Here is a 23,188-nt window from a genome sequence, read left to right on the forward strand (position 1 = left end):
ATAGACAGTATATAGCGTTAGACCCTATGACAGCATGAATAATGTCCATTACACCGACAAATCATAGTATTTAAAGTAAGGTTGTTTTTTACTAAAGGCTAAGCAGTCAATTATAACTGCTTAGCCTTTTTCTAGGCTTTTAAGCTGCTAAAACCAACGCATTATCCATTAAATCTTAGCAATCCATTCTTTAATCGTACGCGCTTGTTCAGCTGCATTACCCGTATAAGTTGCAGGTATCATCTCGCGTAGGCGCGCTTTATCAGCATCGCTGACAGCAGACAATTCATCACTTTCAACGAATGTCAGCATGGCTTCGCGAGTCATGGCATTACCACGGGTCAAGGCTTTAAGCTTCTCGTATGGGTTTTCGACACGGTAGCGACGCATGACGGTTTGAATCGGCTCAGCCAATACTTCTTGTGCATTATCTAAATCATCATTTAAACGCTGCGCATTTAATTCAAGCTTACCGACACCTTTTAAGCAAGCATCATAAGCAATCATACTTTGTGCCAGACCAACACCGATGTTACGCAACACGGTAGAATCTGATAAATCACGCTGCATACGTGAAATAGGTAGCTTTTCACCCAGATGCGCAAGCATGGCATTAGCAACGCCTAGATTACCTTCAGAGTTTTCAAAATCAATCGGATTCACTTTATGCGGCATGGTAGAAGAGCCCACTTCACCATCTTTTAGGCGCTGTTTAAAATAGCCTAAGCTAATATATTGCCAAATATCACGGTTAAAATCGATTAAGATAGTATTGAAACGTTTGACCGCATCAAATAGCTCAGCGATATAGTCATGCGGCTCAATTTGGGTGGTGTACGGGTTAAAGGTTAGCGCTAAACGCTGGTCAATAAATTGCTCAGCATGGGTCTGCCAATCGACATCAGGATACGCTGAAAAATGAGCGTTATAGTTACCGACCGCGCCATTGATTTTACCCAATAGCTCTACTTGACCGATTTGCTTAATTTGGCGAGCTAGGCGATAAGCGACGTTTGCCATCTCTTTGCCAAGGGTCGTCGGACTTGCCGTCTGACCATGTGTGCGTGACAGCATGGGTTGGTCAGCATGGACAATCGCTAAATCAACGATGCTATCAGTCACTTGCTGCATTTTAGCAACGACAATCTCGCGGCTGTCTTTTAGCATCAGCGCATAAGATAAGTTGTTAATATCTTCACTGGTACAAGCAAAATGAATAAACTCTAGGCTATCCTCTAACTGCTGATTACCACGAAAGCGGTCTTTAATAAAGTACTCAACCGCTTTCACATCATGGTTGGTCGTCGCTTCAATATCTTTAATTGCTTGGGCATCATCTTCGCTAAAGCTATCAACGATACTGTTTAAAAAGCTATTAGTATCTTCATCAAACGCTGCCAATTCACCAATAGCACTGTTATCCGCCAAAGACTGCAACCAGCGAATCTCAACGGTGACGCGAGCTTTAATCAGACCGAATTCAGATAAATAAGGGCGTAAGCTGTCGGCTTTAGAGGCGTAACGACCATCAATCGGGGAGAGGGCGGTGAGGAGATTCATAGTAATACCTTAAATAATAAGAACGAAAAGACATTCAGAAGTGAAAGAAAATAAAAAATAGAACAGTTTTTAAAAATAGGTAATAGTACTAAAACCCACAAGGCGCATCAATAGACGCAATCACGCCGCCGCCTAAACAAACCTCGTCAATATAAAATACCGCTGATTGACCGGGAGTGACCGCACGCTGTGGTTTATCAAAAGCCACTCGTACTTCAGAGCCGTCTTCATTGCTAGCAAATACGGTACAAGCCTGATCAGGCTGGCGATAGCGAGACTTTGCCATACAGCGTAAGCCATCTGAGCTAAATATATCCGCAGGCGGTACACCATCGATCCAATCAAGCTTATAAGCTTGCAGCTCATTGCTCAGCATCATTGGATGTTCGTGACCTTGACCGACGATTAGACGGTTTTTATCTAAGTCTTTTGCGAGTACAAACCATGGCTCTTCAGGGCGATCTTTGACACCGCCAATACCGATACCGCCGCGCTGACCTAAGGTGTAGTACATTAGACCATCGTGAGTACCAATAGTGAAGCCATCGTCAGTGACGATATCGCCTTTTTGTGCCGGCAAGTACTGCTGTAAGAAGTCCTTAAAGCGGCGCTCACCAATAAAGCAAATACCGGTTGAATCTTTTTTATTAGCAGTAATTAAGTCATGCTCTTCAGCAATTTGACGAACCACTGGTTTCTCAAGCTCACCGACTGGAAATAGAGTCTTGGCAAGTTTGTCGCCGCCAACAGCATGTAAGAAATAGCTTTGATCTTTATTGTTATCGAGGCCACGCAATAGCTGTGCCACTGTTTCGCCATTAGCATTCGGATAGTTAACACTGCGGCGGGTATAGTGACCAGTGGCAATATAATCAGCACCAAGTGTCAAAGCATAATCTAAAAACGCTTTAAACTTGATTTCTTTATTGCATAAAATATCTGGATTGGGCGTACGTCCCGCTTTGTATTCGGCTAAGAAATGCTCAAAGACCCGATCCCAATACTCCATCGCAAAGTTGGCCGTATGCAGGGTCATACCGATTTTATCGCAGACCGCTTGTGCATCCGCGAGGTCTTCCATAGCCGTACAGTATTCAGTGCCGTCGTCTTCTTCCCAATTCTTCATAAACAGACCTTCGACCTTGAAGCCTGCTTGCTGCAGTAAAACAGCAGACACAGAAGAATCGACCCCACCTGACATACCGACAATCACATGCTTTGCGCTAGGATTATCAATATCGGCAAGGGTCAAAGGACGATGGGTGTCAAAAGAATCAGAAACTGGTATGCTTGAGGTGTTTGGCATGACTGACATAAAGCGGCTCAACTATTTATACTTTGTCCAAGATTTATGATGGCACTGAAGACCAATACAATGGCTAGAAATGCTGATTTTAGCAAATAGGCGACAGTGTTGATTTATTTTTGGATTGGGTATTATGATAAAATAAGCGTCCTATTATATCAGTTAATTGAAACTGGTGGCGAGCTATGGCATCTTACGGCGAGTAAAATCACTTTAAAAATTCAGATAATGGTTTTGAACTATTTCAATCGCCATTTATTTACTGGGAATAATAATGATAAAAATTGGTCAAGGTATCGATGTTCATGCGTTTCATAATACGGGTGAGCAGCAGCAATACGTGATATTGGCGGGCGTACCTATCGAGCACAGTCACAGTCTGCTAGCGCACTCCGATGGCGATGTAGTATTACACGCGCTTGCTGATGCATTGCTTGGCGCGTTGGCGCTTGGTGATATCGGTCAGCACTTTCCTGATACCGATGCCGCCCATGCTGGGCTCGATTCGCGAGTATTACTACGCTATGTCTATGGTAAGGTACAAGAAGCAGGGTATATGCTTGGTAATGCTGATATCACCGTCATGTGTGAGCGCCCAAAGCTTGCGCCACACAATCAAGCCATGCGCGATAATATTGCCAGTGACTTGCAGACCGATGTGAGTAACATTAGTGTAAAAGCCACCACCACTGAAAAACTGGGCTTTACTGGTCGGCAAGAGGGCATCATGGCTAATGCCGTGGTATTATTAGTGCCTAATGTGGTTGACGTTTAACCGCTATTGGCTGAATCAATATACAAACCATACTTGTAATATACAAGCTATTGCCCCATGTATCAGCCAAGCATTTCCCCAATTATTTTATAGTATAAACAACTATATTTTAACGAACCGCTATTTTCAATAGGAGCTTTTATGAGCGAGCAAACCCCAAACACTGCTGCAAACGATGTTGAACAGCTGATTCGCGATCAAATTAAAGACAATAAAGTGATTCTTTATATGAAAGGCACGCCGCAGTTCCCACAGTGTGGTTTTTCTGCCAAATCAATTGAAGTCCTTACTCAAATTGGACGTCCTTTTGCCTTTGTTAATATCTTAGAAAATCCAGAGATTCGCGCCACTTTACCAAAGGTCGGTAACTGGCCAACGTTCCCACAGTTATGGATTGACGGTGAATTGATGGGCGGTTCAGACATCATTTTACAAATGTATCAATCAGGCGAGCTAAAGCCTTTGGTCGAAGCCAATAGCCCTGCCGCTTAATCTAAAAAGACTTATTTAAGCTTTTTTTTATTATTAAGCTAATGCGCTTTATCTATAAAAGCCCGAGTAAGACCGTCACTGGTCGCTCGGGCTTTTATTGTTTTTGTGAGTTTAGCCCCCATATATGGCTCAAGATTAAGTATTATCAAAATATTAATAATTAGAGAGTATTATGAATAATCAATCCATAGAGTCACAAGCCAATGAAGCAGAAATTGCCGAGCAAGCGGCTATCGAAAAACGTCGTGAGCGCTTAAAAGCTGAATCCACACGTATCATCGATATCGCTGGCAATGAGCCGAACTCTGCACTCAAATGTGTTCATCAACTTAGTGTAATAGGCGGTGCAACGGAAGCGACTTATATTGCTATTGAGCAGCGTATCATCGCAGACCAAGACGCAGCTGGTGCGTATCATTTGGCGCTATTGGCGCAGAATACGCCAGATTTGCCGATTGATGCGCGTCAACTGATCGAGCTGGTGGTTAATAAAGGCGATAACACTCAGCGTTTGGCACTACTAAAAAACTTGCCACTGCCGCCAGTAGATATGATTAAAGAACAGGTGCTGGCCAGTGATGATGGCGATGCAATTGGTCAGATGAATGCCTATTTGCAGATTAATCCAGAAGGCTACGGCAGCCATCATATGCTGGGAAGTGGACAGGCAGATCGTATTGTACCGCTGAGTCCCGGCAACTAAATACTATTTTAAGTTCGGACGATGTCTTATACGATATTTTTTAACGATCATCTGAATAGTTTTTAGTATAACGTTTTTTAAATAGCAAAAAATTGTTATAATTATGCGTTATCTAACCAATGACTAACGGCTTATTTGAGTCGTTATTTCTTTTTAAAATCCGACTGACGTTTATTTGCCGTTTGCCATACTATTTCACCATAGTGTTTGGGTGACAATAGCATGTTGGTAAAAGCAGCGTTATGAGTCAAGTGAGGCATACATGCAATACCCAAAAAATTACGACGTGGTAGTGATCGGCGGCGGTCATGCCGGCACAGAAGCTGCTTTAGCAGCCGCACGTATGGGCGCGCAGACCTTGCTATTGACCCATAATATCGAGACACTCGGGCAGATGAGCTGTAATCCCGCAATTGGCGGTATCGGTAAGTCGCATCTGGTACGTGAGATTGATGCGCTTGGTGGGGCGATGGCATTAGCGACGGATAAAGCTGGTATTCAGTTTCGTGTGTTAAATAGCCGTAAAGGCGCTGCGGTACGAGCCACGCGCGCACAGGCAGATCGTATTTTGTACAAAGCTGCTATACGTCAGACGCTAGAAAATCAGCCCAATCTGGATATATTCCAGCAAGCAGCTGATGATATTTTGGTAGAAAATGGCCGTGCGACGGCAGTGGTAACCTCTACTGGTATTATTTTTAATACTCAAACTGTGGTGCTGACCTCAGGGACTTTCTTAGGCGGGGTCATTCATATTGGTCTTGAAAACTCAAAAGGTGGACGCGCAGGAGATCAGCCTTCTATTAGGCTTGCCGACCGTTTGCGTGAGCTAAAGCTGCCAGTTGGGCGTCTAAAGACAGGTACACCGGCTCGTATCGATGCGCGCAGCGTTGATTTCAGCGCCATGACAGTACAGCCGGGTGACACGCCGCTACCAGTGATGAGCTATATGGGTAACGTGGATATGCACCCAGAGCAAGTCAATTGCTATATCACCCATACCAATGCCCGTACTCATGACATTATTCGCGACAACTTAGAACGCTCACCAATGTTTTCTGGCAAAATAGAAGGCGTTGGCCCGCGTTATTGTCCGTCTATTGAAGATAAAATTCACCGGTTTGCTGACAAAGATAGCCATCAGATATTTATCGAGCCAGAAGGCTTAACCACGCATGAGCTATATCCAAATGGTATTTCGACCAGCTTGCCGTTTGATGTGCAGCTAGACTTTATTCATAGTATGAAAGGGCTGGAAAATGCGCATATTACCCGTCCAGGCTATGCCATTGAGTACGATTACTTCGATCCACAAAATTTAAAGCCAACGCTTGAAACCAAATCGATTGACCGCTTGTATTTTGCTGGTCAAATCAATGGGACGACTGGCTATGAAGAAGCGGGTGTGCAAGGTTTATTAGCGGGTAGCAATGCGGCGTTGGTCACGCGTGAGAATAGTGAGTTTGAAACGTGGACGCCGCGCCGTGATGAGGCCTACCTTGGCGTGTTGGTTGACGACTTGATCACCCATGGTACTACTGAACCATATCGCATGTTTACCAGTCGCGCAGAATATCGTTTGCTGTTGCGTGAAGACAATGCCGATCAACGCTTGACTGAAACGGGGCGTAAGCTCGGTTTGGTTGATGACGTGCGCTGGCAAGCCTATCAGGAAAAGATGGAAGCCATTGCCACAGAATCCTCGCGTCTCAAAGATATGTGGGCCACGCCTACTAATGCGCTAGGGGTGCAAGTGACTGAGCAAACAGGAGAGGTGTTGTCAAAAGAAGCGAATGCCTATGATTTGCTTAAGCGTCCACAGATACATTTTAATGATATCGCTGCTATCACTGATTCACAAGTTGACGCGCAAGTGGGTGAGCAGATAGAAATCTCAGTCAAGTACGCAGGTTATATTGATCGTCAACAAGAAGAAATTGATCAGATGAAGCGTCTAGAAAATACGGCGCTGCCGCTGGATTTTGATTATAGTATCGTATCAGGACTATCGAACGAGATTGTACAAAAGCTCACGCAAATACGTCCTGCGACATTGGCCCAAGCTGGGCGTGTAAGTGGTGTGACCCCAGCCGCCGTTCAATTATTAGCGATGACAGTCAAAAAACAGAAGAAGATAAAAGCGGCTCTACATTCTTAACCTAACTGTAATTTTCTAATTATGGCTGCTTAATTTATCTGTAGCTAAGGAAAGTTAAAAACAAAATAAAATGCTAAAAAAGCCCGTAATAAAAAGTGTTACGGGCTTTTTTATAGTCAATAGCACGGTATCGTTTTTAAAGTGAGCCGACTATATCCTATAATAAAACAGTCTTTCATTGTCCAAACTTACTGATTTTTAACCAACTGCTAGCCATTGTTTTTTACTTCTTTAACAATATAGCTTTGGATACACCGCTAACCTGAGCTTACTTATGATCGCTGCTATTATTTTTGCTATGACCATCGTATTGCCCAACCTTTTTTTGATGGGGTTGGGTTTTTTTATGCAACGGCGCGGTGAAGCGAGCCAAGCTTTTATCGATCAAGCCTCAAGTTTTGTTTTTAATTACTGTTTGCCCTGTTTGCTATTTTTTAGCGTGGTCGATAGCGACGTTGATTATGCTAAGCAAATCACCCTGATCATGGCAGGTATTCTTGTGACCTTTATTTTATTTATTGGGTCAGAAATTTATGCCAAGTATTTCATTAGTAAACCTGCTGACCAAGGGGTATTCGTACAAGGTATCTTCCGTAGCAATATGGCCATCATTGGGCTCGCAACGGTTGCCAACGCTTATGGCGAGGCAGGCTTAAGTATTGGTGCTGTATACATGGGCGTGGTGACGATACTGTTTAATATCCTAGCGGTCATTACCCTCAGTCGTGTGTCCAAAAGTGCAGACGATACGTGGGTCAGTCGTAGCACGATGGTTGTTAAAAAACTCTTCACCAACCCATTGATAATCGCCTTGGTGGCGGCTTTTGCTTATAAAGCGTTGCCGCTGCCGCCTATTACTGGAGTCATCCACACTACTGGTGATTTATTAGCAGCAGTAGCATTACCGCTGGCACTAATTTGCGCTGGAGCGAGCATCGATTTAAAGTCGATGTTGCACCCGTCTGGGCTGTCTATGCAAGCCAGTATCGGACGTATTGTCATTGCTCCCATAGTAGCCATTGCCGTTGGGTTGAGCTTTGGTTTATCAGGCGTGCATATGGGTGTGCTCTTTTTGATGGTTGCTTCGCCAGCTGCCGCAGCCAGTTATGTGATGGCAAAAGCGATGGGTGGCAATGATGTACTAGCGGCCAATATTTTAGCATTTACGACAGTAGTGGGGCTGTTTGGAATGGCGATTGGCGCGGCGATACTACGAGTGCTTGGATTCATGTGATTGTCAGTAGTATTATGGTTTGTGAGTAAATATACTGCTAGATACAGACAAGAAAGCCCTCTTCTCTGATAAGAAAAGAGGGCCTTTAGTATTATTATTTTTAATATTGGAAATGAATAAACCAATCGAGGTTTTATCGTGGTTGCTAATTTAGATTGTCTTTATTGCGCTTTTCTTTTCGACGCTGCTTACGCTTTGGGCTGATCCGGTAAGTAAGATAACCACCAACAACCAAAACCGCAATAAATGCCACGATGTATAAAAATATTGATGAGCCAATAAAGACAGAGGGTTCCATGACCTTAATCCCATTAGGGTTTATCAATAATTATGCAACCCTTATAGACTATTGTAAAGTAAATAAATTTAGCTCTGGTGTAAGTTCAAGTGAACGCAGGCGTGCTGCCTGATCGTAAACGTTGGCAGTGACGATTAGCTCGTCTGGTTGATACTGGGCAAGAAACTCAGCAAGTTTCGGTTTGACAGTTTCGACAGAACCGATAAACGATACCGATAACGCACTATCTACCATCATCTTCTCAGCGGTACTCCAGATGTTATCCATATCATGGGTTGGCTTAGGCATTTGACCCGTTTCGCCGCGACGCAGACGCACAAAGCTTTGCTGGGCTGAGGTAAAGTGATAATTGGCAGTTGCGTCATCGTCAGCAAGCAGTAAGTTTGCGGCCAGCATGACATAAGGCTTATCTAGATAAGCGGACGGTTTGAACTGCTCACGATAGGTACTAATCGCTTGAGCGAGCATTTGCGGTGCAAAGTGCGAAGCAAATACATACGGCAATCCTAAGTGCGCCGCTAAAGTAGCCCCAAATAAAGACGAGCCTAATATCCAAATAGGAATGTTTGACTTGGCCCCAGGGAAGGCTTGTACAGGACTGTCATCTGTACCATCACCTAAGAAGTACATGAGCTCTTGTACGTCTTGCGGGAAACGCTCAGCATCTTTCATTTGCCGACGTAATGCTTGAAAGGTAGCGCCACCAGTACCAGGTGCACGGCCCAAACCTAAATCGACACGATCGCCATATAACGCATGCAACGTACCAAATTGCTCAGCAATGACCAGCGGCGCATGATTGGGCAGCATCACACCGCCTGCACCGATACGTATGCGTTTGGTTTGACTACCGATGTGTGACAATAGTACTGAAGTCGCTGCACTAGAGATACCTGGCATATTGTGGTGCTCGGCCATCCAATAGCGGTTCAAGCCAAATTTTTCTGCTTGCTGCGCTGTCTCAACCGTTTGGGCGATACCTTCAGCGATGGTTTTACCCTCAGGAACGGGCGCTAAGTCTAAAAAAGATAATGGAATTGTATTATTCATAGATCACCTATTTTTATAATGCCGCATGGATATAGGCATTATTATTTTGTTATAAGTTTTTTTAAAAAGTCGTATTGTTATAAAAGTATCAGTTTGCTTTTTTATTCTTAAGTTATTTATTGCAGTGCAAATACTGAATGCTTAACACCCTATATAATGGGGCGATTAATCCATATATAAAGGTCAGTGCTCATACTAATAACAAAACTTATTGGTTTTAACGTCGAATCGTCTAAAAGATAGCCACTGATAACCCCACTATCAGTGCCATTGTCGAGTATTTGACAGACCCACCAATAAGACAGACAAAAAAGCACCCAAGTTTTTAATCTTGGGTGCTTTTTTATGCAGATTTTATGTGTACGAAAAAGATAAAGGTTAAGTCTTATCAGTTTGCTATTTAGCAAACTGTTTTTGACACAGCTCCATAAAGGCGCGCCCATATTGGCGGATTTCTGCGTCATCACGGACTGCCATCCAACTGGTAAAGCGGCCGAAGTGCTCGATTGGGATAGCCGTCAAGTTTTGATAATGACTGGGTTCAAACGCCATCTCCGCGATGATGCCAATACCCAAGCCAAGCCCCACATAAGTACTAATCACATCGGCATCAAGTGCTGCCAGTACAATATCTGGCTCCAAGCCTGCCTCTTCAAATGTTTTGTCAATCGCACCGCGTCCAGTGAAACCACCGTGATAGGTCACAATGGGGTAGCTGGCAAGTGTTGGCAAGTCGATAGATTCTAGCCCTGCAAGCTCATGGTCGCTCGGTACAATGACGCGATGCGTCCAATCATAATAACGATAGCAACGCAGATAATTATTGTGTAGCAAAGACTCCGTGGCAATGCCAATATCGGCTTGGCCGCGTATCACCATTTGCGCGATAGTTTCAGGATCTGCCTGTTGCAAAATCAAGTTAACCTTAGGGAAACGTTCTTTGAATGCCTTGACCACTTGCGGTAAGACGTAACGCGCTTGCGTGTGAGTCGTGGCAATGGTCAGTGTACCGATATTAGGATTATTAAAATCAAGGCTAAGGTTTTCAATGGTACGGATTTCTGCAAAAATGGATTCAATATGGGGCATGAGTGCGGTGCCCATTGTCGTCAGTCCAGTCAGGCGTTTGCCTTGGCGCACGAATACTTCGGTTTTAAGTTGGTTTTCAAGCGCTGCAATATGCTTTGATAGGCTTGATTGACTGGTATGCAGCACAGTAGCCGCTTGACTTAAGTTATAACCATTGATCACCGTATGCCATACTGTTTCCAACTGTTTGAGTTGGATTTGTAAATGCCGCTGATTGACCACTACGTCGATTGCCATAACTTAATCCTATTGTGTAAATATACAAACCCTGTCTGTATACATAAAATAAAAATGTACAAATATACAGTGAGCTGCCAGTGTAAATCATAGCTATTATTCTTGTATATAATAAATAGCTATGAATTTATAGTAATTTGGAATATAGAAAGTCTATTCTGCGACTTTTAGAGAGAATAATATTCATTGGCACGCATAAACTTTAATTAAAGAGATAGTCAATAAGGTTTCAAAACAATTTAATATTAAAGAAGGTCTATGATACATCCTGTTACTAACTCGAAATACATAGTTTGGCTTATAGCCATTAAAAAATAAGTTAATGCAAAAACCTCTAGTCAAGGTTAGCGTTCTCAAGTACCATAATTCAATTTTGTGGTAATGCTGGTTTTGTGCAACGCAGAGCAATTTTTATCAATCCTGTTTGTCAGTGCTATTTATCCGCTTTATTGATAATCCTAATGATTAATAAAAATTGTGCGCAGTTGTGTTCTTTGTCTCAAGTGTTGGTGAGTTATTATGTCTGTTATCAAATCTATATCGCCTAAGCCTCCTGTCGCCAAAAAATCACTAAGTGAAAGCCTAAAAGCTTATCTCGATCGTCGAGCGATTATCATGCTGTTTTTGGGCTTTGTCGCTGGCATACCTATCTTACTTATTTTCTCCAGCCTCTCGTTATGGCTGCGTGAAGCGGGTATTGACCGTACTGTCGTTACCATGTTTAGTTGGGCAGCATTAGGCTATGCCTTTAAGTTTATTTGGTCGCCATTAATAGATGCATTACCTGTGCCATTTTTGACCAAATGGTTGGGTCGCCGTCGAAGCTGGATTTTAGTGTCGCAAATTTTGATTATCATAGCGATTTGCATGATGGCAAACGTCAACCCTGCTGTTGAGGGTAGCTTAGTATTGATGGCAGCAGGTGCGGTGTTATTAGGGTTCTCATCAGCGACACAAGATATCGTCATTGATGCTTATCGGATTGAGCTGGCTCCGCCAAATCTGCAAGCGGTACTGTCTGCCATGTACGTGACAGGCTATCGTATCGGTATGATAGTCGCAGGAGCAGGGGCGTTATATTTAGCAGATTATTTTGGTTCGACCGAGGCACTGTACAGTTATGAGGCGTGGCGTAATACTTACTGGATTATGGCAGGTGTCATGGGTGTTGGTATTATTACGACGTTGATAATACATGAGCCCATAAGCCAGAAAGTAGTCGTCGAACGTAAAACGTCTGATTATATGCGCTTGGTACTTGTCTTTGCTATATCCATAGTAGGGTTTGTGTTTGTTTTTGCCAACGCAGGGTTAATATTACCTGCGACTGAAGACGTATTTTCAAAATTTTTAGTCCAAGTCATACGCATGCTTATGAGTCTAGCAGCAGCCTTATTCATCGGCTACTGCTTGGTCAAAGCCAAGCTAGTAAAGCAGGAGTTTGCTTATACCACTTGGATTGAGCCTATAGTGGATTTCTTTCGTCGTTATGGCATGAAAGCCTTATTATTGTTAGCGTTGATTGGACTTTATCGCATCTCTGATATCGTTGCAGGGGTTATCTCAAACGTATTTTATCAAGACATGCAATTTACCAAAGTGGACATCGCCAATGCGGTCAAGCTCGTTGGTGTGGTTATGGCTATCGCTGGTGGTTTTTTGGGCGGTATATTGGCGCAAAAAATGCGTATCATGCGCGCTATGATGGTCGGCGCTATCCTTGCTTGTGTGACGAATTTACTGTTTATATTGCTGACTTATCATCCCGGTAGCCTGCCTTATATGTATCTTGCGGTGATTTTAGATAATCTTGCTGCTGGTCTTGCTAGTGCTGTGTTTATTGCTTTTTTATCAGCGCTCACTTCTGTAAAATTCACTGCGGTACAGTATTCGATATTTTCATCGCTCATGGTACTACTACCAAAAGTAATAGGCGGTTACTCAGGCGCTATCGTTGATAGTACCAGTTACCCCTTCTTTTTTATGTTTACCTTTGCTATTGGTATTCCTATCTTAGGGCTGATTTATTTAGTCGATAAGCATATCGCTATTGGTGACAATGATGATATCTACGGCGACGATGATGATAATGGCGGTGATGGCAACGGTGGTGATAAATTGACCAAAGCCAATCCAAATCTCACTAAAACCAGTGAGCCACCACGAGCGACAGAGTAATATGGCGACGATTCAGCAAATTAAACAGCAAGCAGTGCAAACGGCTACAAAGCTAGCCGTTCCGCCGTTTTGGATAACCGATTGGCTGCTGTATGTCATCGATAAACCAACCCTATTCTTAATCACAGATGAGAATTACCAGCTGAATGCTAGTGAATCTGAACAATTTAATGCTGGCGTGACCAAGATGCAGCAGGGCATTCCCTTAGCTTACCTGACAGGTGAGCAAGAGTTTTGGTCGCTTACTTTTAAAGTGAATGAGCATACGCTGATACCTAGACCCGACACTGAGGTTTTGGTTGAAACAGTACTTGAATGGATAAACGAGCAGCCTGCTGAGCAGTCAGATGGTATTGAAAACAAACGCTTATTAGATTTGGGTACAGGTTCTGGTTGCATTGCGATTAGCCTTGCCCATGAGCTAAAACTTACTTGTGAGTTAAAAAAAGCACGCTGGAAAATTGTGGCTGTGGATTTTTCGTTAGAAGCGTTAAAAGTGGCTCGTGATAACGCCTTGCAGAATAATATTGATACGATTGAATTTATACAAAGCAGTTGGTATCAAGAGCTGCCTATTGCTGCTGATAAATTATTTGACGTTATTGTGTCTAATCCACCTTATATTGATGAGTCCGATACGCATTTAGCACATTTAAAAGCAGAACCTATTAGCGCGTTAAGTGCGGCCAATCACGGCCTTGCTGATATAGAACATATCGCGCAGCAGGCACCAAAATATCTAAGAGTAGGTGGTTTATTAGCGGTCGAGCACGGCTTTGATCAAGGGCTAGCAGTCCGTCAGTTATTTGCCGACAATAAATTTTCTGATATAAAAACCATCAAAGATTTTGGTGGTAATGACAGAATAACTTTGGGTCAGCTGTGATAAGTGGTCTTTTAAGAACGGGTGTTTAATAATAAATCTTGATGATGAGTTTTGGTGATAAATATGGTGCAGTCATTAGAAACAGGTCAGTTGTTAGATGAAGAACTGCTGCGTTACGCACGGCAGATATTGCTTGATGGCTGGGATATCGATGCGCAATTACGCTTAAAATCTTCGCGTATCGTGATGATAGGCGCAGGTGGACTTGGTTGTCCGGCTTCTGAGACGTTAGTACGAGCAGGACTAGGACAAGTTCAGCTGATAGATGATGACGAGATTGAAGCCAGTAATTTGCAGCGTCAGACGCTGTTTTTACCTGAAGATATTGGTAAGCCCAAAGCCATCACGGCCGCACAAATGTTAACGAAGATTAATCCTCTCAGCATCGCCCGTGGTACGGTCGCAAGGTTGAGCGAAGATAACGCTTATGAATTACTCGATATGGCCTCTGGTAAGCCTGATTTACTCTTAGATTGTACTGATAATTTTGCCACGCGCGATATGATCAATCGCATTAGTGTGCGCTACCAGATTCCCTTGTTGTCTGCATCAGCGATAGCCATGCAAGGGCAGTTGGCATTGTTTGAGCCGCATTTGGATACGGGCTGCTATCATTGTGTGTTTGGTTCAGTGGTGCTCGATGCAGAGGCGGATGAACGTACTTGTGCCAATTCAGGGGTGCTCGCCAGTACCACTGCCATTATGGGTAATTTGCAGGCCAATGCCGCCTTGCAATATCTAGGATTAACCAAAAATCCACTGACAAATAAGCTGCTAATATGGGATGGTAGCCAGATGCAGCAACGGCTGATGGGCTATCGAAAAGATACGCATTGTCCGGTTTGCGCCATTCATTAGCAAACATTTATATTTTTACATTTGCGCCTATCCGCTCTCAACCATCTTTTTTATGACCATAGTTGTTTTTTATGAAAATTCATCGTCCACATTTATTAAAACATACCTTTAATGTCGTCAATCGTGTTCGTCAAACGGCAAGTGTCGCTGGTCTCTCAGCGCTCAGAGTGGCAAAAGGTGAAAAACCTGATGCGATGTTGCTTAAAGAGACTTTCGAGCAATTGGGTACGACCTATATCAAGATTGGCCAGTTTATTGCCAGTACACCCTCGTTATTTCCCCGTGAATACGTACAAGCATTTCAAAGCTGTTTGGATCAAACCACGCCATTATCCTATGCTTATATCGAACAGGTATTAAAAGAGGAGCTGGCGGTTGATGGACTGACGTTTGAGGATAAGTTTGCCCATATTGACACAAAGCCGCTAGCGTCAGCTTCTATTGCTCAAGTCCATGCCGCACGATTGCATAATGGTGATGAAGTAGTGTTAAAGGTACAAAAACCTGGCGTTGAAACTATTATGCAGACAGACTTAGGCGTTTTGCATGGGGTGACTAAGTTGGTTGAGCTGCTAATGCCATCCATGAGGTTTGCCAGTATCGCGCCGATTATTGATGAGATTCGTCTGCGAATGCTAGCAGAAACAGACTTTATTGCTGAGGCGCAAAATATTCGCGACTTCCAGCAATTTTTGGCGGTATCCGGTAATACGCGAGTGGTTGCACCAAAAGTATATGAAGAGTTCACTACCAAACGCGTGCTGACCATGAGCCGCTTATATGGCGTCTCTATGGTGGATGAGACTTTGATGCGTCAGTATTGTAGCGATCCTGCACAAGTAATGGCAGATACGCTAAATACATGGTTTGCCAGCCTTATGCTGTGTAATAGCTTCCATGCCGATTTGCATGCGGGCAATTTGATGCTATTAACCGATGGACGCATTGGCTTTTTGGACTTTGGTATTGTCGGTAAACTCAAAGCTGAAAGCTGGCGTGCGTGCATGGGTATGATGCAAGCGATGCAGGATAACGATTATCAAGCGATGGCGCGCCATATGATTGATATGGAAATGACCCATGGTAACAATCAGGTCGATGTGGTCGCATTAGGTAGCGACTTGCAGCGGATGATGAAAACCATCATGGCGGAAGACAAAGCCTTTACCAGTGGCGTGCCTTTTAATAGCAAAGAGCAGGCTGATGAGCTGAATACAATGATGCTTGAGATTGTTGAAGTCGGTAAGCGTCACGGTATTCATTTCCCACGCGATTTTGCCTTGCTAACCAAGCAGATGTTATATTTTGATCGCTTTATGCGTACGCTTGCCCCTGACATGGATATGTTTAGCGACCAGCGAGTACAGATGTTAGGACGAGAAGAGACAGATCACCAATCCAGTACGCCAACGCTGGATGTTTCTTAGTATTAACGTTAGCATTTAGTATTTTCTTTAATGCTTTCTTTAATCCTGTCTTTGATTATATATGATTGCTTTTGACTGTTTTTAACACAAAGGATTGTGTGCTCACTGCCACAAAATGGCTCTGTCATGATGACTGCTCTCAAAAGCCGTGCTTTTATTACCATTACCAATGAAATAGCCATCGCTTGGATAGGACTGTATTGTCTGGCGGTGGTCATGGGGTTTGGACGGTTTTTATTTACCGCGACTTTACCCGATATTATGACCCAATTATCGCTATCGACGACCATTGCAGGCTGGATGGCATCGATTAATTATATTGGTTATTTCATTGGCGCGCTTATTGCGATGTTTGTGCCGCAGCGTTTGACATGGCGGATGCTCCTCTTATGGACAGTTGTCAGTGTCGTCACTACCATGCTATTGGTCGTGCCAAATATGTCATTAAACCTATGGTATGTCATTCGGCTGCTATCTGGTATCGCAAGCGGTGTGGCGATGATTTTGAGCTCGTCGCTGGTGGTTCAAAGCTTTAGTCACGAGCGTCGCTCTGTACTTTCAGCCTTGCATTATGCAGGTATTGGGGTCGGTATCAGCGCTTCTGCTGTACTGACGTGGTGGTTATTGACGCTTGGCTATCATTTCGATGTCATTTGGCTGGTGGCAGGTGTTATTAGTCTTCCGCTATTATGGCTGCTTTATGCCATTAGACCGCAAAGCTCGACATCACCTGAGTCGCAAGCATCTACATTATCGGCCTCTAAGTTACAATCCCCTAAGTTACAGCTCTCCCACTCAAAACCAGCGGAATTAAATCACAGCAATCAGCGCATATCCGTGCAGCAAACCTATTTTAATTTTAAACGCTCTTTATATGAAGCTGCCTCCGGTCACACGAAGGCTATTGTCTTACTGTCGGCAAGCTATATGCTGGCAGGGTTTGGTTACATTACGTCTGCGACTTTTTTGCCAGTGATGGCAGCGCAGCGATTAACTACCCAGACTTATTCAGGATTGATTATTTGGTTGATCGTTGGTATTTTTGCCATGCTATCAAACCCTATCTGGGGCGCGCTTGCCAAGCGTATTGGTGAAGTCAAAACCTTGATGGGTTTAACGATATTACAGGCGTTTGGGATGTTTTTACCCATATGGTTTGAGGGGGCTGTTGGGCTTTATGGCAATGCCGTTATTCTAGGACTGACCTTTGTCGGTATGGTGTCGATGACGCTGACGTTGATTAAAAATATTAACCCTGCTTACTCTAATTTACTCATAGGGTTGGCAACTCTGGCCTATGCGTTAGGACAATTCTTGGGGCCTTTGGTGACTGTGGCATTGGCGGGGAAAAATGACAATTTTAATGCTGGGTTACTGGTTGCTGCCACTGGATTGATTGTTGGTTTAGTACTTCTTTTATGGTTTCGGCGGCAGGCTGTGATAACTGCTTAAACCATATTATTTAAACCACACTACGCTTAAATACTTCTCGTAGCTCAAAACTGGTATGTACTTGGGCCACACCTTCGATACGGTTAAGACGGTGCAATAAAAACTCCTCATAATGTGCCATATCACGCACGCGTACCTTAATAAGATAATCTTCAGTGCGGCCAGTAACGATGCTACAGCTGATAACCTCATCAAAGCTCTGGATTTTACGCTCAAACTGCTCAAAGCGCTCGGCAGTATGGCGATCCATACTGATAGCGATAAATACCGCCAAGGGGTAGCCAAGCTTTTGTGCATCGGTCTGGGTATGATAACCAGTGATGACCCCTGCATCCTCTAAGCGCTTAATACGGCGGGCGCAAGGGGTGGCTGAGAGGTTGACGCGCTCAGCAAGATCCGTGATGCTCATGCGTGCTTGGGTCTGTAATAAGCGTAATAACTGTTTATCCGTTTCATCAATATCGATGGTCAATGTGTCCGCAAGATGGCTATTTGGCATAATATGTTTCGTTACTAGTGGATTAATTTAATTATAACTATAGTTGTAGGGTTTATCACTAAAATAATAGTAATTTACATAAAATAAAGTTGTTTTTCACCTTATAAACTTTGCTATTATAATGGTATAAACTGTTATTATCATCGTATGATAAAGCATGATTTAGGCATTGGTTGCCTCACTATAAATACGAACTTATTATTATCTAAGGATTGATTATGTCTAATCAAGCAACACGCAATGCAGGTACTTCGACTGCAAAGATTACCCCAAAAAATGCCGCCTTCGATTTCCAAAAATATCGTCCGTTTGCGTTTGCACCTTCGTTACCAGATCGTACTTGGCCGAGCAAAACGCTTGAGAAATCACCCATCTGGGCAAGTGTAGATCTGCGTGATGGTAACCAAGCACTGATTGATCCAATGACTATCGAACAAAAAATGCGTTTTTTCAAAACCTTGGTAGACGTGGGTTTTAAAGAGATTGAAATTGGCTTCCCATCAGCTGCCCAAGTTGAGTTTGATTTTGCCCGCAAATTGATTGAAGAAAACCACGTTCCAGATGATGTTACTTTACAGGTTTTGGTGCAAGCTCGTGAGCATTTGATTGCTCGTACTTTTGAGTCATTAAAAGGGGCAAAACGTGCCATTGTTCACGTTTATAACTCAACGTGCCGTATCCAACGCGAAAAAGTATATGGCAAAGATAAAGCTGAGATTAAAGAGATTGCCATTACTGGGGCAAATTTGTTGGTTGAATATGCTGCCAAATATCCTGAAACAGAGTGGGTGTTCCAGTATTCACCTGAGAGCTTTAGTCAAACCGAGACTGAGTATGCCGTAGAGGTTTGTGATGCCGTTTGTGATGTGTGGAAGCCTGAAAATGGTCAAGAAGTTATTTTAAACTTACCAGCGACGGTCGAAGCATCAACACCTAATGTTTTCGCTGATCAGGTCGAGTATTTTTGCCGTAACCTTGCCAAACGCGAGCATGTAACCGTCAGTTTGCACACACACAATGACCGTGGTTGTGCTGTGGCTGCCGCTGAGCTTGGCGTACTTGCTGGCGCGGATCGTATCGAAGGTACATTGCTAGGCAATGGTGAGCGTACGGGTAACATGGACATCATGGTCATGGCGATGAATTTGTTTAGCCAAGGTATCGATCCAGAGCTTGATTTTAGTAATATGAGCGAGATTGTACAGGTAGTGAGCGAGTGTAATAATTTACCAGTACATCCGCGTCATCCTTACGTTGGTGAGCTTGTATTTACGGCCTTTAGTGGCTCGCATCAGGACGCCATCAAAAAATGCCTTGATTATAATGAGAAGCATGTCGAAGAGACTGAAAACGTCTGGGACGTCGCGTACTTACCTATTGACCCTGCTCATATCGGTCGCAGCTATCAAGACGTGGTACGCATCAATAGCCAGTCTGGTAAAGGCGGCGTAGCTTATATCTTGCAGCGTAACTATGGTTTTAACTTGCCACGTTGGATGCAAATTGACTTTAGTGGTGTGGTACAAAGACAAGCCGAAACAGCTGCTCGTGAATTACAGAATGATGAGGTTTTACAAACCTTTGAGGACACTTATCTACAGCAAGGCCAATTTGAGCTACTAGATTATAGTGTCAACAATAAAGGCGGTGAAGTCTATTTTGATGGTCAGGTGCAGATGAATGGTGACAGCATCACCATCGCTGGCACGGGTAATGGGCCACTATCTTCATTCATCGATGGACTTGCTCAGCATACGGGTAAATCAATTCACGTCATTAATTATGCTGAGCATGCGATCAATCCGCAGCACAACGATGTTAATAGTGATGGTAACGGTATCGACGATGGCACTAATACTGACAACAAAACCAACGCCAACGCGGCAGCTTATATTCAATTAAATGTTGATGGTGAGGTATATTCAGGTATTGGTACTTGTAGCAGTACCGTATCAGCAATGCTTAAAGGCGCGTTATCAGCCTTTGCCCAAGCAATTAGCACCGCTGCCGCTTAATGCAAGGTAGTGAGTAATAATAAATACTTAAGTTTAATAACGTCATGGCTCCTTGCCCTTCGCAAGCAAAGCGATGGCGTTATTTCTTTGCGCCTAATAGCATAAAGTTACTTGTGTTTTTGGTGACGAAGACTTACGCTAATGTACGTTGTACATACTATTATAAATAAAAGGTTAATTATGGAACCTATATCATTTGCGTCATTTTCATTGGCATCTATTTTGGCATCACTGCCCGTAAATGGCGAAGTCGTTACTGAACCGACCATCACCACACATATTAGTCCGGCCATCGCTGGACAATGGGAGATAGATTTAGATAGCAGTATCACCATGACCAAAGAAGCCAAAGCGAAGCAAGCAGCATCAAAAAATATGAAAGGTGCAAAAAGTGACGAACCTAAAGTAATCGCTGGTGCAGATGGCGGTGTCCTGACTCAAAATGAAAAGCGTGTCCTCAACATTCAGCCGAACACTAAAAACAAATTAATTGCCTCCGCTAAGAAAGCCAATCAGTGCCGTGAGTTATATAATTTTGCAGCCGACAATGAGATGTGGGCAGTCAGCGGTAAAGAGTGGACGTATGGCCGCTACCTAATTACGCACCGTGAGGAAGGACTGCCCATTATCGCGCTCAAGACGCTCTATGATAACAATGAAGTGGATTGTTCAGGCAATCAAGTAGACCAAACTGATGAGGCGTTGATTGCGTTTTTAAACCATGATGGCAACCAGATGCAGTGGTGTGCCGATCCTGAAGGGACACAATGTTTTATGAACTTTAATAGAGTTCTGCCGTAGCCATTTGCGTTAATTTAGCCATTTGCGTTAATTGAGTTACTGCCAACCAAAAAAAACCGCTATCTCTACAGATAGCGGTTTTTTTATAAAGATATTGAGGCAAATTATGAATCAGCCTTTTCTTTATTGCCAGTTAACAACTCTCTTTCAAGATAATGAATATTTTGTGCTTCGTTAACAAAATTATCATCTGCTAAAATCACGTCACGGTGTAATGGGATGTTGGTTTTAATACCTTCGATTACCAGCTCATCAAGTGCGTGAAGCGTTTTAGAGATGGCTTGCTGGCGTGTTTGTCCATGACAGATAAGCTTACCAATCAATGAGTCATAATAGCTTGGAATGTCATACCCAGGATATAAGTGCGAATCAAAACGCACGCCAGCACCGCTTGGGGCAAACAGCTGCGTCACTTTACCAGGAGAGGGCATAAATGTGGCTGGATCTTCAGCATTGATACGGCATTCGATGGCGTGACCTTGAATTTCAATTTCACTTTGGCGATAAGATAAACCGTAACCTGCCGCGATTTTGAGCTGTTCGACGACCACGTCGATACCGGTAATCATCTCAGTTACTGGATGTTCAACCTGCACACGAGTATTCATCTCAATAAAGAAATACTCATTGTTTTCAAATAAGAACTCAAAAGTACCAGCGCCGCGATATTTGACTAACTCACAAGCTTTTACGCAGGCTCTTAAGATAGGCTCGCGTACGTCATCAGGGATATCAGGGGCAGGGGCTTCTTCTAATACTTTTTGATGACGACGTTGCAACGAGCAATCTCGGTCATACAGATGAATGGCATTGCCGTTACCGTCGCCAAGCACTTGTATTTCTACGTGGCGCGGATTTTGTAGGTAACGTTCCATATAAACGGTATCATCACCAAACCATAGCTCAGCTTCTTGCTTGGCCGCCTGTACTTGACCGATAACCTCTTCAAAACGCTCAACTACACGCATACCACGACCACCACCGCCAGACGCGGCTTTAATCAATAATGGAAAGCCAATATTACGTGCTTGCTCTTCAGCGTTGTGGAGTGTCACCGCGCCAACTGAACCGGGTACGGTTGGTACGCCAGCCTTTTTCATCGCATTGATAGCAGAGACTTTATTGCCCATTAGGCGAATATGGTCAGCGTTAGGACCAACGAACGTTAATCCTGCTTCTTCAACGCGTTCAGCGAACTCAGCATTCTCAGCTAAAAAACCATAACCAGGATGGATAGCATCCGCACCAGCAATCTCAGCAGCGGTTAAAATAGTATTGATGTCAAGATAGCTTTGATTGGCATTAGGCTTGCCGATACAGATTGCCTCGTCAACAAAGCGCAAGTGCATCAAGTTAGCGTCAGCTGTGGAGTAGACGCCTACGGTTTCAATGCCAAGCGCTTTGCAAGCTCGAACGATACGCAGGGCGATTTCACCTCTATTGGCGATGAGCAGTTTTTTTATCATGGGGTCATCCTTGTCGAAGCGGCAGTCACTGATAGAGTCTCTATTATTGGCATTATAAAGTTAAGCGAAGATAGTTAAGATAACTTAAACTAAGATGCCGAACCATAACGAGTCTCAATCATAACGAAGTAAAGATTGGCAAATATAGTTACGCTTTATAGCTTACGATAGGTTGACCAAACTGCACAACTTCAGAGTTATCCACTAATATCTCATCAATAACACCACTTTGGGTGGCTTCAAGAGGATTCATGATTTTCATCGCTTCGATAATACCTAAGGTATCGCCAGCTTGCACTTTTTGACCGACCTTTACAAACGGCGGATCATTAGGACTTGGTGCAGAATAAAACACACCAACCATTGGTGATGTCTCAACGCTACCAGCTTTAACAGCTGTTTTTGCGTCAGCAGCGATAGGAGCCGCGCCAGCAGTAGGAGCAGCCATCATCGTTGGTGCAGGTGCATCATAGTGACGTGTCAAACTGATGTGTTCGTCGTCTGAGCTGATTTCTAAGTTAACCAGTTCACTTTCTTCCATGAGGGCGATTAGGGTACGTATTTTTTCGATATCCATAATTTTATTTTTGCCTTGTACTAAATTCAAGAAATAGTGTAACTAAATATTGTGTAGGTAATTGCTAATGATACCTATATTCACGGCAATGAGCAATCGATGTACAGTTGTTAACTGAGTTTTTTTA

Annotated in this window: 20 protein-coding genes; 12 read left to right on the forward strand and 8 right to left on the reverse strand. The window is 43.5% G+C overall.

The features are described 5' to 3' along the window. Positions 1-168: 168 nt before the first annotated feature. Entirely contained in the window at positions 169-1,560 is a 1,392-nt protein-coding gene (gene purB, locus EI162_RS04225) for an adenylosuccinate lyase (protein ID WP_192523182.1), read from the reverse strand. Positions 1,561-1,648: 88 nt separating this feature from the next. Then, positions 1,649-2,866, reverse strand: coding sequence for a tRNA 2-thiouridine(34) synthase MnmA (mnmA, locus tag EI162_RS04230; protein ID WP_413038375.1), 1,218 nt, complete (start codon positions 2,864-2,866; stop codon positions 1,649-1,651). Positions 2,867-3,140: 274 nt separating this feature from the next. On the opposite strand from mnmA, the gene ispF reads away from it, so the two are divergent. The 5 genes from ispF to EI162_RS04255 all read left to right on the forward strand — a co-directional run bounded on the left by ispF (position 3,141) and on the right by EI162_RS04255 (position 8,228). Continuing rightward, positions 3,141-3,641 (forward strand): 2-C-methyl-D-erythritol 2,4-cyclodiphosphate synthase, encoded by a 501-nt coding sequence (ispF, locus tag EI162_RS04235; RefSeq protein WP_192523184.1) that lies wholly within the window; start codon positions 3,141-3,143, stop codon positions 3,639-3,641. 141 nt (positions 3,642-3,782) lie between these two features. After that, on the forward strand, positions 3,783-4,133 hold the full coding sequence (grxD, locus tag EI162_RS04240) for a Grx4 family monothiol glutaredoxin (RefSeq protein WP_192523185.1): 351 nt from the start codon (positions 3,783-3,785) through the stop codon (positions 4,131-4,133). Between the two features lie 172 nt (positions 4,134-4,305). Then, positions 4,306-4,836 (forward strand): hypothetical protein, encoded by a 531-nt coding sequence (locus tag EI162_RS04245; RefSeq protein WP_192523186.1) that lies wholly within the window; start codon positions 4,306-4,308, stop codon positions 4,834-4,836. Positions 4,837-5,098: 262 nt separating this feature from the next. Continuing rightward, complete coding sequence (gene mnmG, locus EI162_RS04250) at positions 5,099-6,994, forward strand: tRNA uridine-5-carboxymethylaminomethyl(34) synthesis enzyme MnmG (RefSeq protein WP_192523187.1); 1,896 nt, start codon at positions 5,099-5,101, stop codon at positions 6,992-6,994. A gap of 274 nt (positions 6,995-7,268) precedes the next feature. Further along, complete coding sequence (locus tag EI162_RS04255) at positions 7,269-8,228, forward strand: AEC family transporter (RefSeq protein WP_192523188.1); 960 nt, start codon at positions 7,269-7,271, stop codon at positions 8,226-8,228. Positions 8,229-8,373: 145 nt separating this feature from the next. Here the strand turns inward: EI162_RS04255 and EI162_RS04260 are convergent, their stop codons facing one another. The 3 genes from EI162_RS04260 to EI162_RS04270 all read right to left on the reverse strand — a co-directional run bounded on the left by EI162_RS04260 (position 8,374) and on the right by EI162_RS04270 (position 10,902). Continuing rightward, on the reverse strand, positions 8,374-8,526 hold the full coding sequence (locus tag EI162_RS04260) for a hypothetical protein (RefSeq protein WP_192523189.1): 153 nt from the start codon (positions 8,524-8,526) through the stop codon (positions 8,374-8,376). A gap of 48 nt (positions 8,527-8,574) precedes the next feature. Further along, a complete protein-coding gene (locus tag EI162_RS04265) occupies positions 8,575-9,576 on the reverse strand; it encodes an LLM class flavin-dependent oxidoreductase (RefSeq protein WP_192523190.1) in 1,002 nt (333 codons plus the stop codon). A 396-nt stretch (positions 9,577-9,972) separates the two neighbouring features. Then, positions 9,973-10,902 (reverse strand): LysR substrate-binding domain-containing protein, encoded by a 930-nt coding sequence (locus EI162_RS04270; RefSeq protein ID WP_192523191.1) that lies wholly within the window; start codon positions 10,900-10,902, stop codon positions 9,973-9,975. Positions 10,903-11,421: 519 nt separating this feature from the next. On the opposite strand from EI162_RS04270, the gene EI162_RS04275 reads away from it, so the two are divergent. The 5 genes from EI162_RS04275 to EI162_RS04295 all read left to right on the forward strand — a co-directional run bounded on the left by EI162_RS04275 (position 11,422) and on the right by EI162_RS04295 (position 17,703). Continuing rightward, positions 11,422-13,080 carry an AmpG family muropeptide MFS transporter gene (locus EI162_RS04275; protein ID WP_192523192.1) on the forward strand — a complete coding sequence of 553 codons (1,659 nt, stop codon included), beginning with the start codon at positions 11,422-11,424 and terminating at the stop codon, positions 13,078-13,080. Between the two features lies 1 nt (position 13,081). Beyond that, entirely contained in the window at positions 13,082-13,966 is an 885-nt protein-coding gene (gene prmC, locus EI162_RS04280) for a peptide chain release factor N(5)-glutamine methyltransferase (RefSeq protein WP_192523193.1), read from the forward strand. A 63-nt stretch (positions 13,967-14,029) separates the two neighbouring features. Further along, complete coding sequence (locus tag EI162_RS04285; protein WP_192523194.1) at positions 14,030-14,824, forward strand: HesA/MoeB/ThiF family protein; 795 nt, start codon at positions 14,030-14,032, stop codon at positions 14,822-14,824. A 71-nt stretch (positions 14,825-14,895) separates the two neighbouring features. Continuing rightward, on the forward strand, positions 14,896-16,251 hold the full coding sequence (locus tag EI162_RS04290) for an ABC1 kinase family protein (protein WP_192523195.1): 1,356 nt from the start codon (positions 14,896-14,898) through the stop codon (positions 16,249-16,251). Between the two features lie 126 nt (positions 16,252-16,377). After that, positions 16,378-17,703, forward strand: coding sequence for a YbfB/YjiJ family MFS transporter (locus EI162_RS04295; RefSeq protein ID WP_192523196.1), 1,326 nt, complete (start codon positions 16,378-16,380; stop codon positions 17,701-17,703). A gap of 10 nt (positions 17,704-17,713) precedes the next feature. Here EI162_RS04295 and EI162_RS04300 read toward each other — a convergent pair whose 3' ends face one another. Further along, positions 17,714-18,202 carry an Lrp/AsnC family transcriptional regulator gene (locus tag EI162_RS04300; RefSeq protein ID WP_192523197.1) on the reverse strand — a complete coding sequence of 163 codons (489 nt, stop codon included), beginning with the start codon at positions 18,200-18,202 and terminating at the stop codon, positions 17,714-17,716. 218 nt (positions 18,203-18,420) lie between these two features. On the opposite strand from EI162_RS04300, the gene leuA reads away from it, so the two are divergent. Both leuA and EI162_RS04310 read left to right on the forward strand, forming a co-directional pair. Further along, positions 18,421-20,217 (forward strand): 2-isopropylmalate synthase, encoded by a 1,797-nt coding sequence (gene leuA / locus EI162_RS04305; protein ID WP_192523198.1) that lies wholly within the window; start codon positions 18,421-18,423, stop codon positions 20,215-20,217. 180 nt (positions 20,218-20,397) lie between these two features. Continuing rightward, positions 20,398-21,018: a hypothetical protein gene (locus EI162_RS04310; RefSeq protein WP_192523199.1), complete on the forward strand. Its 621-nt coding sequence runs from the start codon at positions 20,398-20,400 to the stop codon at positions 21,016-21,018. 104 nt (positions 21,019-21,122) lie between these two features. On the opposite strand, the gene accC is transcribed toward EI162_RS04310, so the two are convergent. Then, positions 21,123-22,484, reverse strand: a complete 1,362-nt coding sequence (accC, locus tag EI162_RS04315; RefSeq protein WP_192523200.1) for an acetyl-CoA carboxylase biotin carboxylase subunit — start codon at positions 22,482-22,484, stop codon at positions 21,123-21,125. 148 nt (positions 22,485-22,632) lie between these two features. Next, the gene (gene accB, locus EI162_RS04320; protein WP_192523201.1) at positions 22,633-23,061 is read right to left on the reverse strand and encodes an acetyl-CoA carboxylase biotin carboxyl carrier protein; all 429 of its coding nucleotides are present in this window, start codon (positions 23,059-23,061) and stop codon (positions 22,633-22,635) included. Positions 23,062-23,188 lie beyond the last annotated feature (127 nt).

Source organism: Psychrobacter sp. FME6 (assembly GCF_014861365.1).
GTDB lineage: Bacteria > Pseudomonadota > Gammaproteobacteria > Pseudomonadales > Moraxellaceae > Psychrobacter.

Coding starts and splice junctions, on each gene's coding strand:
- EI162_RS04275 (WP_192523192.1), top strand. CDS start 11,422: ATGTCTGTTATCAAATCTATATCGCCTAAGCCTCCTGTCGCCAAAAAA.
- accC (WP_192523200.1), bottom strand. CDS start 22,484: ATGATAAAAAAACTGCTCATCGCCAATAGAGGTGAAATCGCCCTGCGT.
- EI162_RS04245 (WP_192523186.1), top strand. CDS start 4,306: ATGAATAATCAATCCATAGAGTCACAAGCCAATGAAGCAGAAATTGCC.
- EI162_RS04260 (WP_192523189.1), bottom strand. CDS start 8,526: ATGGAACCCTCTGTCTTTATTGGCTCATCAATATTTTTATACATCGTG.
- EI162_RS04295 (WP_192523196.1), top strand. CDS start 16,378: ATGATGACTGCTCTCAAAAGCCGTGCTTTTATTACCATTACCAATGAA.
- ispF (WP_192523184.1), top strand. CDS start 3,141: ATGATAAAAATTGGTCAAGGTATCGATGTTCATGCGTTTCATAATACG.
- purB (WP_192523182.1), bottom strand. CDS start 1,560: ATGAATCTCCTCACCGCCCTCTCCCCGATTGATGGTCGTTACGCCTCT.
- accB (WP_192523201.1), bottom strand. CDS start 23,061: ATGGATATCGAAAAAATACGTACCCTAATCGCCCTCATGGAAGAAAGT.
- EI162_RS04255 (WP_192523188.1), top strand. CDS start 7,269: ATGATCGCTGCTATTATTTTTGCTATGACCATCGTATTGCCCAACCTT.
- EI162_RS04300 (WP_192523197.1), bottom strand. CDS start 18,202: ATGCCAAATAGCCATCTTGCGGACACATTGACCATCGATATTGATGAA.
- EI162_RS04290 (WP_192523195.1), top strand. CDS start 14,896: ATGAAAATTCATCGTCCACATTTATTAAAACATACCTTTAATGTCGTC.
- mnmA (WP_413038375.1), bottom strand. CDS start 2,866: ATGCCAAACACCTCAAGCATACCAGTTTCTGATTCTTTTGACACCCAT.
- EI162_RS04285 (WP_192523194.1), top strand. CDS start 14,030: ATGGTGCAGTCATTAGAAACAGGTCAGTTGTTAGATGAAGAACTGCTG.
- leuA (WP_192523198.1), top strand. CDS start 18,421: ATGTCTAATCAAGCAACACGCAATGCAGGTACTTCGACTGCAAAGATT.
- grxD (WP_192523185.1), top strand. CDS start 3,783: ATGAGCGAGCAAACCCCAAACACTGCTGCAAACGATGTTGAACAGCTG.
- EI162_RS04310 (WP_192523199.1), top strand. CDS start 20,398: ATGGAACCTATATCATTTGCGTCATTTTCATTGGCATCTATTTTGGCA.
- EI162_RS04265 (WP_192523190.1), bottom strand. CDS start 9,576: ATGAATAATACAATTCCATTATCTTTTTTAGACTTAGCGCCCGTTCCT.
- mnmG (WP_192523187.1), top strand. CDS start 5,099: ATGCAATACCCAAAAAATTACGACGTGGTAGTGATCGGCGGCGGTCAT.
- prmC (WP_192523193.1), top strand. CDS start 13,082: ATGGCGACGATTCAGCAAATTAAACAGCAAGCAGTGCAAACGGCTACA.
- EI162_RS04270 (WP_192523191.1), bottom strand. CDS start 10,902: ATGGCAATCGACGTAGTGGTCAATCAGCGGCATTTACAAATCCAACTC.